The sequence below is a fragment of the Bacillus kwashiorkori genome (genome assembly GCF_001375515.1).
In the GTDB taxonomy this organism is placed as follows: Bacteria; Bacillota; Bacilli; order Bacillales; family Caldibacillaceae; genus Bacillus_BK; species Bacillus_BK kwashiorkori.
In genome coordinates, this window is sequence record NZ_CTDX01000002.1 from 52,468 (window position 1) to 67,778 (window position 15,311).

Sequence of the window (15,311 nt, forward strand, 5' to 3'; positions counted from 1 at the left end):
CTGGTTTGAACAGACTCTTCCAAATAGATGATGATAAAGGTTTGTATAATTCATTATATAGGCACGAAGGAGTTGTATTTCTTATCCTTTTATTGTTTCTCGATGCCATTGATTATTTATTTTTCTAATTTCTTCTAAGTCACATTTTGGTTTTCTATCATAAGTTAATAATCCGTTTATTTCTTGTTCAACGTCCGTTAATTGTGTGTAACAGTAGCCATGAAGTATTTCTGATGCATACACAGCATCTAAAACTCTTTTGTAATCTGCAATAAATTCATTCGTATCTTTTACTGAAGTATAACCCCAACCGGATTCTTCGCCAACTTTATAGCCAATTCCACCAAATTCTGTCAATAGTATCGGTTCACCTTGGTGTTCAAATCCATTTGCATATATATTTCGTTTAGCCGGACGGGAATTTAAAATATTTTCTTTCGTGAATAAACTGTCTTTAAACTCTTCGTATTTACTAACCTCATCACTTGAACCATGATTATAATTATGAATGGCACAAATATCAGTTTTTGTTAATTCCCAGCCATCATTAGAAATTACTAATCTTGTCGTGTCTAACGAATGTATTAAATGATACATAGCGAGTGAATGATTTTGTTGTTGCTTATCGTGCCGAATAAAAGGAACGCCCCAGCTTTCATTAAGAGGAACCCAAGCAACAATACAAGGATGATTATAATCGCGTTCAATAATTTCAATCCATTCCCTTGTAAGACGAGCTACAGCGTCTTCACTGTAATAAGGAGGAGCAGCACATTCACCCCATACGAGGAAACCAAGTTTATCCGCCCAATATAAGAATCGTGAATCTTCTACTTTTTGATGTTTTCTGCACCCGTTGAAACCCATTTCTTTTGCAAGTTCAATATCCTTTTTCAAGTCATCGTCAGTCGGCGCTGTCAATAAACCTTCTGGCCAATACCCTTGATCTAAGACAAGTTTTTGATAATACGGTTTATTATTTAAATAAACCATTCCATTTTCAGTATGAATTTTTCTCATCCCAAAATACGATTCAATACTGTCTAGCACTTCATCCGTTTCGTCTCTTAATGTCAATTTCACATCAAAAAGATTCGGTGTTTCTGGTGTCCAAGTCCAGCCGTCGTTATGAAAATTCGTTCTAAAGATATGTTGGCTATATAAATTAATCGCTCGTTTATTGTACTTTTCAAAAATTTGAATGGACTCACTTGCTACCTTTTCCCCTTGAAAGCTAATTTCTAAGTCTACCTTTTTATTTTCGTAATGTCCGGATACTTCAAATTCAATCGTAATGTCTCCATTATCTATATTTGGAGTATATTTCGTTTTGCAGATCCGTGTTTCGTTAACAGGCTCTAACCAGACTGTTTGCCATATTCCAGTAGTTCGCGTATACCATATTGCATCTGACTTTTCTTTCCAGAATTGTTTTCCTCTAGGAATCGTTTCATCCGTCGAAGGGTCCTCTACTCGAACAACGATCGTCTCTGTTTTGTATGTTAGGAAATCAGTGATATCAAATGAGAACGAAACATGTCCCCCTTCATGGAAACCTACTTGTTGACCGTTTACATAGACCCATGCCCGATAATCAACAGCACCGAAGTGAAGGATTACTCTCTCATTTCCCCAATTTTCTGGTATAGTAACTTCTCTTTTATACCAAACAACATCGTGAAAAGTAGTATCATGCACTCCACTCAATTTTGTTTGATATGCAAACGGAACATTAATTTTCTCTTCAAACAATTCCTTACCAGAATACCATCCGTTTTTTAAACCGATATTATGATCATCAAAATTAAATTCCCATTCCCCATTTAAATTTAGCCACTCACTTCTTTTGAATTGTGGTCTAGGATATTCACTTCTTAACATATTGATATGTCTCCTTTCCATCATTAACCGCTTACATTTTAGTTAATTTTAAAAGTTTGTTAGGTAATATTTTAGTAAAAAACCTTTCACTATCTATCATATTAATTTAATTGTAGATAGTCAATTGTTTTTCTCCTTTATTAATACTTTCTAATCGCTATAATTAATATTTCTTTTAAGATTCACTGTATTATATATTTATAAACCTTTATTATAGTGCCTCTATAGTAAAAAAATATTCCTTCTTTCTTGAAAAAATCTAAATTATTCGTTGACATTAGAAGTTATTTTTTATATATTTAGAGTGTAGTAAAAATCCCGTAAAAATTTACTTTATTTTTTTACTCTATTTTGAAAGCGTACACATATTTAACATTTCAAGTATTACTTGGAGGTGAGAATTTGAGTAAAAAAAGTAAAACAGTTAAGTGGATATCAATTTTTTTAATCGCTGTTTTACTAATTGTAGTAGGAGTGACTTTTTACATGAAAAACAATACGATAACCTATACGAATCCTGTTGGTGGTATGTCAAATATTGGGGACCCATTTATTCTAAAAGACGGAAAACAATATTATATGTACGCTACTTCTGAGGCGTCATATGGATTTAAAGTTTGGAAGTCTAATAATCTTGTAGATTGGGAAGACATGGGAGATGCATATGATCACTATGCTCAAGATGAACGATGGGCATATGGAGACTTTTGGGCACCAGAAGTGGTCAAATATAAAAATCAATATTATATGACATACAGTGCAAGAAATGAAGGCGGATCCCTACAGATTTCAATTGCCGTGAGTAAAGATCCTTTAGGTCCTTTTAAAGACTTAAGTACTCAAATAATTCCAGAAGAAGGATCATATATTGATGGGCATATCTTCTTTGAAGATGACGGGACACCATACCTTTATTATGTAAAAGATTGCTCTGAAAATATTATTAACGGCAACCATGTAAGTCAGATTTTCGTTAGTAAAATGAATGAGGATTTAACTAGACTGGAAGGACAATCTACATTAATTCTCGAACCTGACCAAGAATGGGAAGGACTTGATGGGGATTACCAGTGGAATGAAGGACCGTATTTACTAAAAAGAAACGGGAAATACTACTTAATGTACTCAGCAAATTTCTATGCAAGCCCTGATTATAGTGTTGGCTATGCTGTATCAGATAATCCTTTAGGCCCATTTAAAAAGGCAGAAGAGAATCCTATCCTTAAACAGGATATGAAAATTGGTGTATCTGGTCCTGGTCATAATAGTGTAACTGTTGGACCTGACAATAATACTCTTTACATTGTCTATCATATTCATACCGATCCAAATAATCCTAGTGGCGATAGACAAATGGCGATTGATAAACTAACCTTCGATGGGAAGGATAAATTGAAAGTAATTGGGCCAACCAAATCCGAACAAAAGATTAAACTACAATGAATTGCAAACGTTTTAATTAGTGCTTTATAAAATTTTTAATAAAATTATATAATAGGGGGATTTACCATGAAAAAGAAAAGATTATTATTTGTATTAATTACAATCATCGCCCTTACATTAGCTGCATGTGGTGGCGACAAGTCTGATAAGGGGAAAGATGGTTCAGGAAAAGGGGAAATTTTATTATGGTCATCTACAACAGGACCTGATGGCGACTTAATTAAAAAGAATATCGACCAGTATAATGAAACAAATCCAGATTATAAAGTTAAACTTGTCTCAATGGAAGGGAACACATTTAATAACAGATTAGCTACTGTAACACGTTCTAAAGAAGGTGTACCTGATATAGCATTAATCGCTTCTGAAAACGTTGCCACTTACCAAGCTCAAGGTATGTTAGATTCATGGGATGATTATATTAACGGAACTGAAGTTAAAAAAGAAAATTATGTGGAATCCGCTTGGAATGTTGGTACCGTTGATGGTAAACAATATGGTATTCCAGCTACAATGGGCACATGGGTTATGTACTATAATAAAGATTTAGTAGATAAATATGTTCCTGGTGCAGTGGATGATGGTATCGTTACTTACGAAGAAATTGAAAAAGCTGGTGAAGCTGCTAGTAAAGACGGCATTCTCGCATATGGATTTAGTTGGCCAATGCAAAACTTTAACAATCTATACCTACAAATGGGTGGAAAATTTTCGGAAGGTGGAAAGCCAACTGTAAATAATGACACTGCTGTAAAAGTATTTGAACAGTTTAAGAAAATGCAAGACTTAGGTTACATGAATAAGAATGGGGAAGATACAACTAAGTTATTTAAAAATGGAAAAATCATCTTCTTGCCAGAAGGAACTTGGATGGTTAATACGATGAACGAAATTAAAGATTTCGAATGGGGCGAAACATTTACTCCACAATGGGATGCGAATAATATTGTCCAAGCTAGTGGTGCCGATCAATTTGCTATGTTTGTAAGTAAAGACCGTAACGAAGATAAAGTGAAAGCAACGGTTAAATTTATCGAATGGTTACAAGGAAATATCGGTGAATGGATTAAATCTGGTGCAAATCCAACTAGCTTAGCAATGTTGGAAAATGAGGAATATAAAAATATGCCACAATCCTTCTTATTGGATAAACCAGAAGTAATTAAAATTGTAACTGATCCAGGTTCTGGTTATATCATGAGTGAAATCGATACTTCCGCTTGGGATATGATACAAGGTAAAGTGGATATTAAGCAAAAGTTAAAAGAAATTCAACAAATCGTTGATGATAAAATGGCTGCACAATAATTATTTATTATAGGATATTTCATAGAGGGGGATGATATCCTCCTCTATCTTCCTAAAAATAGAGGTGAATTTCTATGGACGCAACGGCAGTAAAAAAACCGGTGCATAGTAAAAAAAAGAAATCATTTAATCTTTGGCCCGCTTTTTTTGTTGGACCACATTTATTAATATTTTTAGTATTTTTCTTAATTCCAGCAGTATATGGTATCTATATATCTTTCACTAAGTGGAATCTCTTTACATCCCCTGAGTTTGTTGGACTTGACAATTATAAAACAATTCTTTTTGACCAAGACTCCAGTTTTTATCAACAATTTCGTAATGGGTTAAAAAATACATTCCTTTTCGTTATCTTTTCTGTACCATTTTGTATAGTGGTTCCATTAATTATTGCAGCTGCTTTATCAGCAAAACCAAAAATGGCTAAATTTTTCCAGTCAATCTTTTACTTACCTTCTTTATTTGCTATTTCTGCTGTAATGATTATATGGCAATTTTTACTAAGCGTATCTTATGGTCCGCTAAGTAATTATTTTGATATTTCTACTAACTTTGTTAATACACAACCTTATGCTTGGATTGTACTTGCTCTTGTAACCGTTTGGTGGTGTATCGGTGGTAATATGGTCATTTATCTTGCCGCATTAAATGGTGTTTCGAAGGATTTATTGGAAGCTGCCTCCCTAGATGGTGCAGGGACTATCAGTCGATTTTTCAGGGTAGTTCTACCAAGCATAAAGTTTCAATTACTATTTACCTTAGTAACGACAACAATTGCCCAATTCAATGTCTATGGACAACCATTAATGTTAACACAAGGTGGACCAAATGATTCAACCAGAGTTTTATTAATGTATATCCAACAGAACGTTTTTGGAAGAGGTGCATCCATCGCTGGTATGTCATCTGCAATGGCTGTTATGCTTGGACTTTGCATTATGGTTGTTTCTGCATTCCAATTCTACTTGTTGAGAGATAAAGATTAGAGGTGTGAGAAATGAAGAAAAGTAAAGCAACAAAAATAATCGCCTTTATCTTTTTACTTTTATTGGCGGTGTTTTGGATATTCCCAATTATTTGGGCAGTTTTGACATCCTTTAAATCAGAAAATGAAATACAAACGATTGTTAGTTTATTACCGGTGCATTGGACTTTAAGTAACTACAGTGAATTGCTTATTAATAATGAATCAAGCCCTATTATTAAATGGTTTACGAATTCACTAATAGTTTCTGGAGGAAATACGCTTTTAACTTTAGTTGTTGTTTCTCTTGCCTCTTATGGTTATACTCGGATTAATTTTAAAGGCAGAGATTTTATCTTTACTTGTTTATTAATTTCCATGATGTTTCCTAATGTAATGAACTTAATACCTTTGTACGGTGTAATGGATGCTCTAGGTTGGGTTAATAGTTATTTAGCAGTAATTGTTCCTGGTGCAGCAAGTGTATTTAATCTATTTTTAGTTAGACAATTTGTTATTGGAATACCGAAGTCACTTGATGAATCAGCAAGAATTGATGGTGCGAATGAATTTCAAATTTTCTTTAAAATTATCTTACCTAATATAAGACCGGTCTTAACTGTTGTAGCACTATTCAGCTTTACTGGTACTTGGAACGACTTCTTATGGCCTTCCGTTGTCATGAGTGATATTGATAAGTTACCAATCACACCAGGCTTACAGTTACTTCAAGGACAATATATGACATATCCTGGTATTGGTACCGCTGGCGCACTGATAGCAATTATCCCTACATTTTTATTATATTTATTTGCACAAAAATATTTCCTACAATCAATGTCGCTATCCTCTGCAGTAAAAGAATAATACTATATAATAGAACTGTCCCAAGAAGGAATAATAACCTTACACTTTGGGACATTCTTTTATATATTAATATAGTTAAGGTGGTTATTATGAAAAGATCTTTGGAGAGAAATATAATCTATGGAGCAAGTATATGGCAAATTATCTCTGGGTTGATTACTATCTTTTTTTATTCAAATTATATAAAAAGTCAGGGAACTAAATTAGAAAATCCTACATTTTCGCAAATAATGGGGATGGATAGTATTTTTAGTAGTTATTATACATTTATTGTAACATTTGGTAGTTTTTTTATAGTAATCGCCCTCATAAATATTTTTATTGTTCGGAAACATGTTACAGACGGTAGTCTTCAATATAAAATCCCTATTTTTTGGCTTTTTCTAGCAGTTGTATTTTATTTTCTATCGGATTACCTCAGTCTTCTCCTAACTTCCATTGCTGCTGTTGTTGCATTGTCAAAAAATAAGGCTATAAAAGGAATAATTCAACATTAGCATTCCGACGACATTACTGATTCAAAAGGTTTATTTGATGGGATAAGTTCACTTTTATCTATTCGGGGGTCAGACCCCAAGTGCCCAAAAGAAAATATACGTACTTGCAGGACTATTATTTGCACTAGGTTCGGTTATCAATTTCATCGTTAATGATTTTCTAGATGGACTTATTTATTTGGCACCAGCGCTTTTGTTTTTGGCATTAGCTTATTCTGACAAGAAGGGGAATCAGAAATAGCGAGAATACGAATGTTACAAATGTAAAGGATAAAGACAGGACATTTTTAAAGGGCAAATTGCAGCTTGTATAGACGAGGACTTAAGTATGATCCAGATAATAAAGGAGGAATTGTAGATGTTTCATTACACTGTTGAAAGTGAAAAATCGATTAAAGAGGCAATTCAATCACTGGAAGATAATTTAAAAGAGGAAAAATTTGGTGTGCAATGGCAATTTAATATTAAAGAAACTTTGGAAAAAAAAGGATACAACTTAGAACATCCTTTTACTGTTCTAGAAGTATGTAATCCAAAAGAAGCAGAACGTGTATTATCCGTCGATCAATTGGTCGGATATTTTTTACCATGTAAAATTGTTGTGTATGAAGATGAGCAAGGAAAAACAAAGATTGGACTCCCAAAACCTAGTGCTTTAATTCAAATGGTAGAAGATGAGTCCCTGAAGGCTATTGCTACTGATATTGAAAATCGATTAATAGCATGTATTAATAAGAGTGTGTGAGGATGTTATAATAAAATAGAATCGATTGATGATGAACCTTACTTTATCATTCTTATCATTCGATATTTAAAGTTATTTTCAAAATAGAAAGGATCATTAATGAAACAAGAGGTAACGGTCTATACAACAACAACATGTCCGGTTTGTAGCATGTTAAAAAACTTTCTAGAAATAAATGAAGTTCCATATAAGGAGATTAATGTCGATTTCCACCCGCTAGCTTTAATCAAATTAATCGCAAAAACTGGAAAATTTACTGTTCCACAAACTAATTTTAATGGACAGTGGATTAGTGGCTTTGATCCAGTTAGCATACTAAAAGTAATAATCGACAATACGGGTTCTGATTGACTCTGAAACGTAAAAAAAGAAAAACAACGTACGGATGATACGTTGTTTTTTAATTTTGATGGCAATACAATATACAGTTACGAGTACCGGTAAACGGATTGTAGCTCGTGGCAATTATTTAAAATTATATTTAGTAACAATTTTTTCTCTCCCAGTCACTATGTCATTATAGTATTCATAAAGGTTTACCCCTAAATATGAACCTGATATATTATATACATTTGTAGAGCCCATATGCTGTAAGGTCATCACCATATTGTAACTGCGCTGAGCTGAACGGCAGTGAATATAAACAGGTTGGTCTTTCGGTATTTCGTCTAATCGTTCCCTAAATTCACTTAATGGAATATTGACGGCATTAACAAAATGACCAGCATCGTATTCATCTTTTTCCCGTGCATCGGTTATAAATGCATTATTTTCAACAAGCTGCCTGAAAATCAAGTCTCCAAACTCCGCCATACTCAATCGTTGCTGCTGCAAGGATTTCATCCCTTTCCTCGGGAGAAAAAGGGACTTTTCGGAAGTAGTAAACATACTCCCACTTTTTTCCGACACGATATTTAAATTCAATTATGTAGTTTGCCGCAAGTAGATCGTTCCAAGCAGATCTAACGGACGTCTCTTTGTGTTTGGCGAAACGTTTATATAATTCTGTTTTGTTTAATTCCCAAGTCGGTGGATATGAAAGTAAGTTAATTAATAAACCTAGTGCTTCTAAAGATATAGGATTTTGTCTGTTTGCCTGTACAGATTGAGCCGTTTCTACAGGAACAACAATATCTGATTTGAAAGGTACTTGAATTATTTTAGCCATTTTGTATTTCCTCCCTATTTTTTAGGGAAAACAAAAAGAACGCCAATATGCCGTAGGTTTATAATACGACAACAAGCGCTCTGACAAAATAGGACAAACATTCCCTCTTGAAATTACTTGTCATATACCCTAAAATAACGATATATGATTAAGTAATTAAAAGGGCATGGAGCAAGTGTTGTCGTGGTTGGGCACGACGACGGTATAAGTAAGGTTGCCGCCTTCTTATACACGCTTAAAGCTCTTTTTACTTTTCCCGAACTATTAAGTTATCTATTATTTTACAACTATTAATCTACTAAAACAATGGTTTTAAAAAATAAGACTAGACAAAAAAGGGAAATCCTTGTTATCAGACTCCCTTTGATAAAATGATATATATTTTAAAACCATTTATGAATTTCATCCATTGCCTTTCTAATTGATTTTAATTCCCCTTTTAATTGCTTTATGTATTCCTCTTTGCCTTTATAATCAGGCCTTTTTTTCTCATCCTCAATTCTTTCCTCCCAATTGTCAGCCCAATGTCGCAAACTGTTCCATACATGATCCATTATTTTTCCTCCTTAAAGTCTAAATCTTTATAAATTCCGCTGTAGTGTTCATCAATAATCTTTCCCACTTCTTCCATCCCTAGAATGTCACGAGAGAAAGAATAAAGAGCCTTCTGGATTACATCTGTTTTATTGGTTTTTACCCCGTCTTCTTTTAACCTTTCTACCGTTTTTTCTAGTAACGATACATGTACAAAATCCAATCGAATATTCATTGGTTTTGACGACAAGAGGATCCACTCCCTATTACTTGATATTCAAATAATAACATTCACAAAACGTAAATACAATTCGTAAATTATCCGGAATAGATTTTTTAAAATTAATTATCTTAGGTTATAATAAAATTAACCGCCAAATGCGGATCTCTGTGGAGCAGAGTAGACAAAAAATCCACCCGGACTATGCACAAGGTATCACGGGGGGATTTTTTGTGTTCTTATCCAGGCGGAGTTTTCAATTTTATTAGGAAAAAATACGAGATTCTTCCAAAGTGGCTTGAATTTATGAAGAAATCAAGCCACTTTTGTTGATTTTTAATCAACAAATGAATCAATTTCGCATTTTTTATAATTTGTACTCACCTAATACATCTGATATTAATCAGGTACGTTATATAAACATATGAGTTCAGAAGATAAAAGAGGTGAGAAAAATGGAACGCATAAATATTTATTCAATTCAATTGGTTAAAGAGAAGAGCGAAGTATACGATTTGGATAATATCTCAATCACATCGCCTGAAGATGCAGCCAAGGCTGTTTGCACCGTTTTAAATCTACATAGATCAGCTTGTGAACAGTTTGTTGTGTTCACCCTCAACACCAAAAATGAAATTATTGGTGTACATCCTCTTTTTAAAGGTTCATTGAGTAGCGCAATTGTGCATCCGAGAGAGGTCTTTCAAACGGCTCTATTGAATAATGCTGCAAGTATTATTTGTTTCCATAACCATCCATCCGGGAGTGTTTCACCGAGTAACCAAGATATCGAGCTCACTAAGACACTTCAATTTGCAAGTCAAATCATGGGGGTTAGTGTGTTAGATCACATCATTATTGGTGATGAAAACAACTATACTAGCATGAAGGAAAAGGGGTATTTCGAAGATAGTAATCATTGGCTTGTTGTTGATTACCTGTTGAACCTATAGCACCACTCTATAAATGACGAAAGATAACGATATGTTGAAAATGAAAAAAGGCCATTGGGTAACCCAATGGCCTTTTTTCTGGTCGTTTGAATCTTTAAAAGTTTATGGTAAAGTATACAACTCTTTAATTTATGTTATTCTATCATACCCCAAAATATCCTACTGTCAAACGTAAAAGGGTAAAAAAAACCTGGCAATGTCTTACTCTCGCAAGAAATTCTTCCCACTACCATCAGCGCTGGAGGGCTTAACTTCCGTGTTCGGGATGGGAACGGGTGTGTCACCTCCGCCATGAGCGCCAGGTTTCTTCTTACGCGGCTTCGTCATTCGGTTTATCTGTTTGATTCATTTCTTCGCAGAAATTACAATCACTTGCAGTTACCATTGCACCTGAGTGGGAATAAGTCCCACAGTCGGTGCAGAAGCATTTTGTCGCATACTTTACCATAAACTTTTCACCTCGTACTTTGACGCCTATCGGTTGACCAGACCGATAGTCCGCCAATCTATGAACCTCATTTTTGAGGAGTCATAGATTGACGGACATCGGATAACCTGGAAAGTCTGACCCTGACCAATCTCTAAGCATAAGGACGAATAGAATAGACGAATAGAATATATGTAAATGGCAAATTAGCGACATATATTCTATTTCGACAAATAAATGTATTTTCCTTCTAAATTATGATGTATTTTGAAGTTAAAGGTCTGATTTTTTGTACGTTTCAAAACTCAATCAATTAAAACTTTTTGTTTAATCTTTACTCATTTAAAAAATAACTTAAAAATTATTGATTTTTCGATATATGATATACAAGAGAGAGTCTAAAATCAATTATTAAATTTATTGAAAGGTGCTAAGGAAATTGAGTAAAAATTTGGGGAAACAAACAGACGCATTAATGCGCCATTTAAGACATAATAAAAACATAAAAATTAATGGCAGCAAACAAAAAAAAGAATTATTAAGTATGGGTTATTATCATGGCTATAAGGGCTATCGTTTTATAAAGAGTTCTGCTCACCAAATTGCATATACAGACTTTAATCAACTATTAGCTGTATATACTTTTGATATGAACTTAAAAGGTTTATTTTATCCTTATATTATGACTATCGAAACAGCTTTGAAGAACTATACAATTGATACGTTACAACGGTTCCGATTATTTCTGATTTATATGTTAGGAGGCAGAATGGCCATGAGGAGTTTTTTTCCTTCAAAACGGTCAAACCTAACTTGGATCAGACAGCAGAAGCTATGAGAGACTTATTGCTTCTTCGAACTACATTTCCCGAATGTGAAGCGTTTTTTGCATTGCCATATAACCCTGCGGGTGAAGGAAACCCCTATGGTCATTGTGGTCATTCTATTCCTAGAAAATTATTTGATATGGATGATACTGACTTTGTACTTCTGGGTTCATCATTGTGGAATAAAATCGGTGATAATCCCAACAATTATCAAGAACTCCTTACAATTTTTGAGGAAGTCGGTAATCTAACATCTCAGAGAATTCGTAGAGAATACTTTGGAATAAGAGATTAAGTAAAAAGCATAAAAATCAATTTCTCTCAGTTAAAAACCTCCTTTCAAAAGAATAACGGGTTCACTTTAGAGGTGCAAAAAGGCAAAAGAACAATTAAAAACACATTGGAATTCACGACTGAATTCTAATGTGTTTTTATTTGTTATAATATCAATGTTTACTGATAAATATTTTACTTATTCACACCTAAATTCGCATACAAAATCACATATATGGAAATAATTATTGTAGGGTATGTGAATTGAGTGAGATTAACCGTGTGAATTGAAATGTGAATTTAAAATGGAGGTGAATAACCGTATGTCAATGAAGTTTATCGAGCCTAAAAATAAAAGAGCTGAAAAAGTGAATTGGAAGATATCTGAACGAACCCGTTCTATTGTGAAATACTATGCGGAATATACAGAGTTTACCGAAGAGGAAATTGTTGATGAGTTCTTGCTAAATATCTTGAACGATAAGAAATTTCTCGAATGGGTCAAAAGTAAACGCTATAACAAGCGGATTTTAGCTCAAATCTTTGAAATGGAGGGAGACGAAAGAATTGGCTAAACTTAAACGGTTAGCTACTGCATTAGATGATGTAGTTAAAATTATTGAACCTGTTTCATCAGATGAATTGTTGGACAGACATCTTGATTATCCAATACTGAGTCCGAGACATTTCTCGCAAAAGTACAATAAATTATTTGAGCCCGTTGAGTTTATGTTTAACAATCAAACTCATACAATTCAGTTCAATTATTGTGTTAATCCATATTGTTTGTGGTTCGGACAACCCCAAAAGAGATTTGAAGAAATCAAGCATAAACCGAGTCGATATAAACTTAGTAGTAAAGGGAAAGGCAGAAATGATGTGATTGTTTGTAATTCGAATCATGAACCTTATCCAGATAGGATTACACATAACTGTACGGTTACCCCTCTCTCCAATTGGTCCGTAGCCGAAGAAATCAAGCGGTTAGCTACGATGGACACTGTGATGGATATTGAACCAGACTATGTTTTTCATAGAGAAGGGTGTTCGAATGAAGATGTTACGCCATTCATAAATCAAAAATCATTTTACCAAAGAGGGACAAGTAGTGGTGGCTCCAAAAAGTGGCAATGTAAAGAATGTAAGAAAATAACCAATGTTCTTCCGAATAGAGAACAGAAATTTACCTACCACCAAAAGAAGAATGACATATTACCGACGTTTGCTAAAATGCTTCTCAATCGGATGCCAGTAAGTAGAACCTGCGAAGCATTGGATATTTCGCCAAAGACTTATTATCACAAATTGGAATGGCTATATCGTAGATGTCTTGAGTTTTTAGAACGACACGAGCAAAAACCATTAAAAACAATGGAATTCAAGTCCCTGTGGTTAAATACGGATAAACTGATTTACAATTTAAACAATGTTCGAAAAAAGGGGCACGGAGGTCTTCGATACGATAACTTGGAAGATAAGTTGATGCAAACGCATATAGTAGTGACGGGAGATATTGATTCAGGCTATATATTTCGATCTGATGTGGCTTATGATTGGAGGGTTAGTTTGGAAGATATTCACCGTGATACACTTTACTACAAGGAAGACCATCTGTATGGATTTTCAAGAAAAAACGCGCGGCTGCGCTTTTCTCATTCACCCCAACCACCAACAGAAAAGGATAACGAAACCGATTTTGAATATCAATTATCATTTAATGAATTTTATAAAAGAACAAAGTATATTGATGGACTTCATACTAATTCAAATTATACTGCGATCGCCCATCTTTGGTTGATTAAACAAACTCTACATTCGGAGAATTGGCGGTTTGTATCAGATGAAGATGAGACTATCATGAAGGCTATCTACCGTTCATTTAATGATGAGTTTCTTTCGGGTAATGCCCATCATTTTCTATGCAAAGTAGATCGTGATAAGGATCTCCCAGATGCATATAAGGAACATATCGAGGCAGCCTCTATGTTGAAGGACTGGGGCGAACGAAATGGATTTCATAAAATGTCGCAAAGCAAATTGGCAACATTAAAAGTTATTTCTGAATTGCAAGCGCTCCCTTTATATAAAACTCTATCAGACGGAATCCAGACCTATAAAGTTTGGGCTAAAAATCCAATTGAACATCCCCTGCCTCCATCGGATAAAGGATATTTTTCTGTTGATTGTACAACAGACATAAGTTCATATTCGGATGAACATGTCGCAAATATGCTTTTGAAGGTCAGCGATAGACCTACAAACAATTTTATGCAGGTCATTCGAAGGAGGTTATCAATCTTAGAAAGACCATTGGTAACAGCAAGAGGTGGTGGAAAAAGTTATATCTATGCAAACTTTAATCCAAAGTATGCTCAAATGTCTTTAACCATTTTGCGAACATACTACAATTTCTGTTTAGCTAGTAAAACTAAAGGAATCAATAAAACACCTGCTCAGCAATTAGGTCTGACAGACAAACAGTTTACGATAAATGATATACTCTATTTTAAATAAATAAGAGGATTTTATTTTGCGACTATTCATCTTATTGTGGTAATATTATTATAAGTCAACAAAGTGAGACTGGTTTATTAGTTAAAATAAGTTTAACGTAAAGCGAAGGGGGATTATAAATGGAGGTTAAATTAGTTGAGAATCCAGAATGGAAAAGAAGTGCAATTATATGGTTTATTTTTTCTGCAATACAATTTTGGGGCGCTATAAATTACAACTCGATTTTATTTCTCATAGCTGGAATACTAGCTGTTGCTTCGGGAATAAGGTTTTTAACAAAAATGACTAGTCTTATCTATTTCACCCTAAGAAATGAAGTATTAACTATACACCTCAGAAGATTACCTTTAGGCGATAAGAGAATAAATTATAGCGATATAAATAAATGTGAAGTATTGGAAAAAGAAATATTGTTACACTTAAAAAATGGTCGTATTATTAAACTAAGAAAGGACTGGATATCTTACGATGACCTATCTAAAGTTAAAAAGGAACTAAGAGAACATTCAATAACCGTTAGTTAAATAATTCGAATAACCGTACTCAAAATACGAGTTGTAAAAAGGCTTAGAAATTTTTCTAAGCCTTTTAGTGTGATTAATAATGTGAACTTTGTTGTGAAAATACCGCGAAATACATTGTGATTAACTATGTGAATTAGTACTTTGCACCTCAAAAGTAAACCCGTTA

At 33.9% G+C, this 15,311-nt stretch carries 18 protein-coding genes, 1 rRNA gene and 1 pseudogene; 13 read left to right on the forward strand and 7 right to left on the reverse strand.

Annotated features, from left to right (window positions below; genetic code table 11):
- Positions 1 to 81: 81 nt before the first annotated feature.
- Positions 82 to 1,881 carry a glycoside hydrolase family 2 protein gene (locus tag BN1242_RS00695; RefSeq protein WP_062350002.1) on the reverse strand — a complete coding sequence of 600 codons (1,800 nt, stop codon included), beginning with the start codon at positions 1,879 to 1,881 and terminating at the stop codon, positions 82 to 84.
- A gap of 402 nt (positions 1,882 to 2,283) precedes the next feature.
- Here BN1242_RS00695 and BN1242_RS00700 point away from each other — a divergent pair, with 402 nt between their 5' ends.
- From BN1242_RS00700 to BN1242_RS00730, 7 genes are all read left to right on the forward strand, one after another.
- The gene (locus BN1242_RS00700; RefSeq protein WP_203226019.1) at positions 2,284 to 3,324 is read left to right on the forward strand and encodes a glycoside hydrolase family 43 protein; all 1,041 of its coding nucleotides are present in this window, start codon (positions 2,284 to 2,286) and stop codon (positions 3,322 to 3,324) included.
- 66 nt (positions 3,325 to 3,390) lie between these two features.
- Complete coding sequence (locus BN1242_RS00705) at positions 3,391 to 4,632, forward strand: ABC transporter substrate-binding protein (protein WP_062350004.1); 1,242 nt, start codon at positions 3,391 to 3,393, stop codon at positions 4,630 to 4,632.
- A 74-nt stretch (positions 4,633 to 4,706) separates the two neighbouring features.
- Positions 4,707 to 5,618: a carbohydrate ABC transporter permease gene (locus BN1242_RS00710; RefSeq protein WP_062350006.1), complete on the forward strand. Its 912-nt coding sequence runs from the start codon at positions 4,707 to 4,709 to the stop codon at positions 5,616 to 5,618.
- Positions 5,619 to 5,629: 11 nt separating this feature from the next.
- Positions 5,630 to 6,463 carry a carbohydrate ABC transporter permease gene (locus BN1242_RS00715; protein ID WP_062350008.1) on the forward strand — a complete coding sequence of 278 codons (834 nt, stop codon included), beginning with the start codon at positions 5,630 to 5,632 and terminating at the stop codon, positions 6,461 to 6,463.
- Between the two features lie 89 nt (positions 6,464 to 6,552).
- On the forward strand, positions 6,553 to 6,960 hold the full coding sequence (locus BN1242_RS00720; RefSeq protein ID WP_062350010.1) for a hypothetical protein: 408 nt from the start codon (positions 6,553 to 6,555) through the stop codon (positions 6,958 to 6,960).
- A 358-nt stretch (positions 6,961 to 7,318) separates the two neighbouring features.
- A complete protein-coding gene (locus BN1242_RS00725) occupies positions 7,319 to 7,705 on the forward strand; it encodes a DUF302 domain-containing protein (protein WP_062350011.1) in 387 nt (128 codons plus the stop codon).
- Between the two features lie 99 nt (positions 7,706 to 7,804).
- Entirely contained in the window at positions 7,805 to 8,056 is a 252-nt protein-coding gene (locus tag BN1242_RS00730) for a glutaredoxin family protein (protein WP_062350013.1), read from the forward strand.
- A gap of 114 nt (positions 8,057 to 8,170) precedes the next feature.
- Here the strand turns inward: BN1242_RS00730 and BN1242_RS00735 are convergent.
- From BN1242_RS00735 to BN1242_RS00745, 4 genes and pseudogenes are all read right to left on the reverse strand, one after another.
- Positions 8,171 to 8,491 (reverse strand): annotated as a pseudogene (locus BN1242_RS00735) (rhodanese-like domain-containing protein); the annotation flags it as partial.
- Positions 8,478 to 8,873: a hypothetical protein gene (locus tag BN1242_RS13450; protein WP_062350017.1), complete on the reverse strand. Its 396-nt coding sequence runs from the start codon at positions 8,871 to 8,873 to the stop codon at positions 8,478 to 8,480. The pseudogene BN1242_RS00735 and the gene BN1242_RS13450, both read right to left, overlap by 14 nt.
- 383 nt (positions 8,874 to 9,256) lie before the next feature.
- Complete coding sequence (locus BN1242_RS13565; protein WP_158661024.1) at positions 9,257 to 9,427, reverse strand: hypothetical protein; 171 nt, start codon at positions 9,425 to 9,427, stop codon at positions 9,257 to 9,259.
- Positions 9,427 to 9,657, reverse strand: coding sequence for a hypothetical protein (locus BN1242_RS00745; RefSeq protein WP_062350019.1), 231 nt, complete (start codon positions 9,655 to 9,657; stop codon positions 9,427 to 9,429). Before BN1242_RS00745 ends, BN1242_RS13565 begins: the two co-directional genes overlap by 1 nt.
- Before the next feature lie 425 nt (positions 9,658 to 10,082).
- Here BN1242_RS00745 and BN1242_RS00750 point away from each other — a divergent pair, with 425 nt between their 5' ends.
- Positions 10,083 to 10,580 carry a JAB domain-containing protein gene (locus tag BN1242_RS00750; protein WP_062350020.1) on the forward strand — a complete coding sequence of 166 codons (498 nt, stop codon included), beginning with the start codon at positions 10,083 to 10,085 and terminating at the stop codon, positions 10,578 to 10,580.
- A gap of 188 nt (positions 10,581 to 10,768) precedes the next feature.
- Here the strand turns inward: BN1242_RS00750 and rrf are convergent.
- Both rrf and BN1242_RS00760 read right to left on the reverse strand, forming a co-directional pair.
- Positions 10,769 to 10,883: ribosomal RNA gene (gene rrf, locus BN1242_RS00755) — 5S ribosomal RNA — on the reverse strand.
- A gap of 7 nt (positions 10,884 to 10,890) precedes the next feature.
- Positions 10,891 to 11,085: a hypothetical protein gene (locus tag BN1242_RS00760; RefSeq protein ID WP_062350022.1), complete on the reverse strand. Its 195-nt coding sequence runs from the start codon at positions 11,083 to 11,085 to the stop codon at positions 10,891 to 10,893.
- Between the two features lie 361 nt (positions 11,086 to 11,446).
- On the opposite strand from BN1242_RS00760, the gene BN1242_RS00765 reads away from it, so the two are divergent.
- The 5 genes from BN1242_RS00765 (at position 11,447) to BN1242_RS00785 (ending at position 15,145) form a co-directional block, all read left to right on the forward strand.
- Positions 11,447 to 11,845 (forward strand): Abi family protein, encoded by a 399-nt coding sequence (locus BN1242_RS00765; RefSeq protein WP_062350024.1) that lies wholly within the window; start codon positions 11,447 to 11,449, stop codon positions 11,843 to 11,845.
- Positions 11,749 to 12,129 carry a TdeIII family type II restriction endonuclease gene (locus BN1242_RS00770; protein ID WP_238985053.1) on the forward strand — a complete coding sequence of 127 codons (381 nt, stop codon included), beginning with the start codon at positions 11,749 to 11,751 and terminating at the stop codon, positions 12,127 to 12,129. The genes BN1242_RS00765 and BN1242_RS00770 overlap by 97 nt, the downstream gene beginning before the upstream one ends.
- A 301-nt stretch (positions 12,130 to 12,430) precedes the next feature.
- Positions 12,431 to 12,682, forward strand: coding sequence for a hypothetical protein (locus BN1242_RS00775; protein WP_238985052.1), 252 nt, complete (start codon positions 12,431 to 12,433; stop codon positions 12,680 to 12,682).
- Positions 12,675 to 14,621, forward strand: a complete 1,947-nt coding sequence (locus BN1242_RS00780) for a hypothetical protein (RefSeq protein WP_062350029.1) — start codon at positions 12,675 to 12,677, stop codon at positions 14,619 to 14,621. Before BN1242_RS00775 ends, BN1242_RS00780 begins: the two co-directional genes overlap by 8 nt.
- Positions 14,622 to 14,740: 119 nt before the next feature.
- The gene (locus BN1242_RS00785) at positions 14,741 to 15,145 is read left to right on the forward strand and encodes a hypothetical protein (RefSeq protein WP_062350030.1); all 405 of its coding nucleotides are present in this window, start codon (positions 14,741 to 14,743) and stop codon (positions 15,143 to 15,145) included.
- The last annotated feature ends 166 nt before the right edge of the window (positions 15,146 to 15,311 follow it).

What these genes read in the sequence shown, in the direction of transcription:
- BN1242_RS00725 (WP_062350011.1), top strand. Translation starts at nt 7,319, where the DNA reads ATGTTTCATTACACTGTTGAAAGTGAAAAATCGATTAAAGAGGCAATT.
- BN1242_RS00720 (WP_062350010.1), top strand. Translation starts at nt 6,553, where the DNA reads ATGAAAAGATCTTTGGAGAGAAATATAATCTATGGAGCAAGTATATGG.
- BN1242_RS00710 (WP_062350006.1), top strand. Translation starts at nt 4,707, where the DNA reads ATGGACGCAACGGCAGTAAAAAAACCGGTGCATAGTAAAAAAAAGAAA.
- BN1242_RS00775 (WP_238985052.1), top strand. Translation starts at nt 12,431, where the DNA reads ATGTCAATGAAGTTTATCGAGCCTAAAAATAAAAGAGCTGAAAAAGTG.
- BN1242_RS13450 (WP_062350017.1), bottom strand. Translation starts at nt 8,873, where the DNA reads ATGGCTAAAATAATTCAAGTACCTTTCAAATCAGATATTGTTGTTCCT.
- BN1242_RS00715 (WP_062350008.1), top strand. Translation starts at nt 5,630, where the DNA reads ATGAAGAAAAGTAAAGCAACAAAAATAATCGCCTTTATCTTTTTACTT.
- BN1242_RS00750 (WP_062350020.1), top strand. Translation starts at nt 10,083, where the DNA reads ATGGAACGCATAAATATTTATTCAATTCAATTGGTTAAAGAGAAGAGC.
- BN1242_RS00695 (WP_062350002.1), bottom strand. Translation starts at nt 1,881, where the DNA reads ATGTTAAGAAGTGAATATCCTAGACCACAATTCAAAAGAAGTGAGTGG.
- BN1242_RS00705 (WP_062350004.1), top strand. Translation starts at nt 3,391, where the DNA reads ATGAAAAAGAAAAGATTATTATTTGTATTAATTACAATCATCGCCCTT.
- BN1242_RS13565 (WP_158661024.1), bottom strand. Translation starts at nt 9,427, where the DNA reads ATGGATCATGTATGGAACAGTTTGCGACATTGGGCTGACAATTGGGAG.
- BN1242_RS00730 (WP_062350013.1), top strand. Translation starts at nt 7,805, where the DNA reads ATGAAACAAGAGGTAACGGTCTATACAACAACAACATGTCCGGTTTGT.
- BN1242_RS00785 (WP_062350030.1), top strand. Translation starts at nt 14,741, where the DNA reads ATGGAGGTTAAATTAGTTGAGAATCCAGAATGGAAAAGAAGTGCAATT.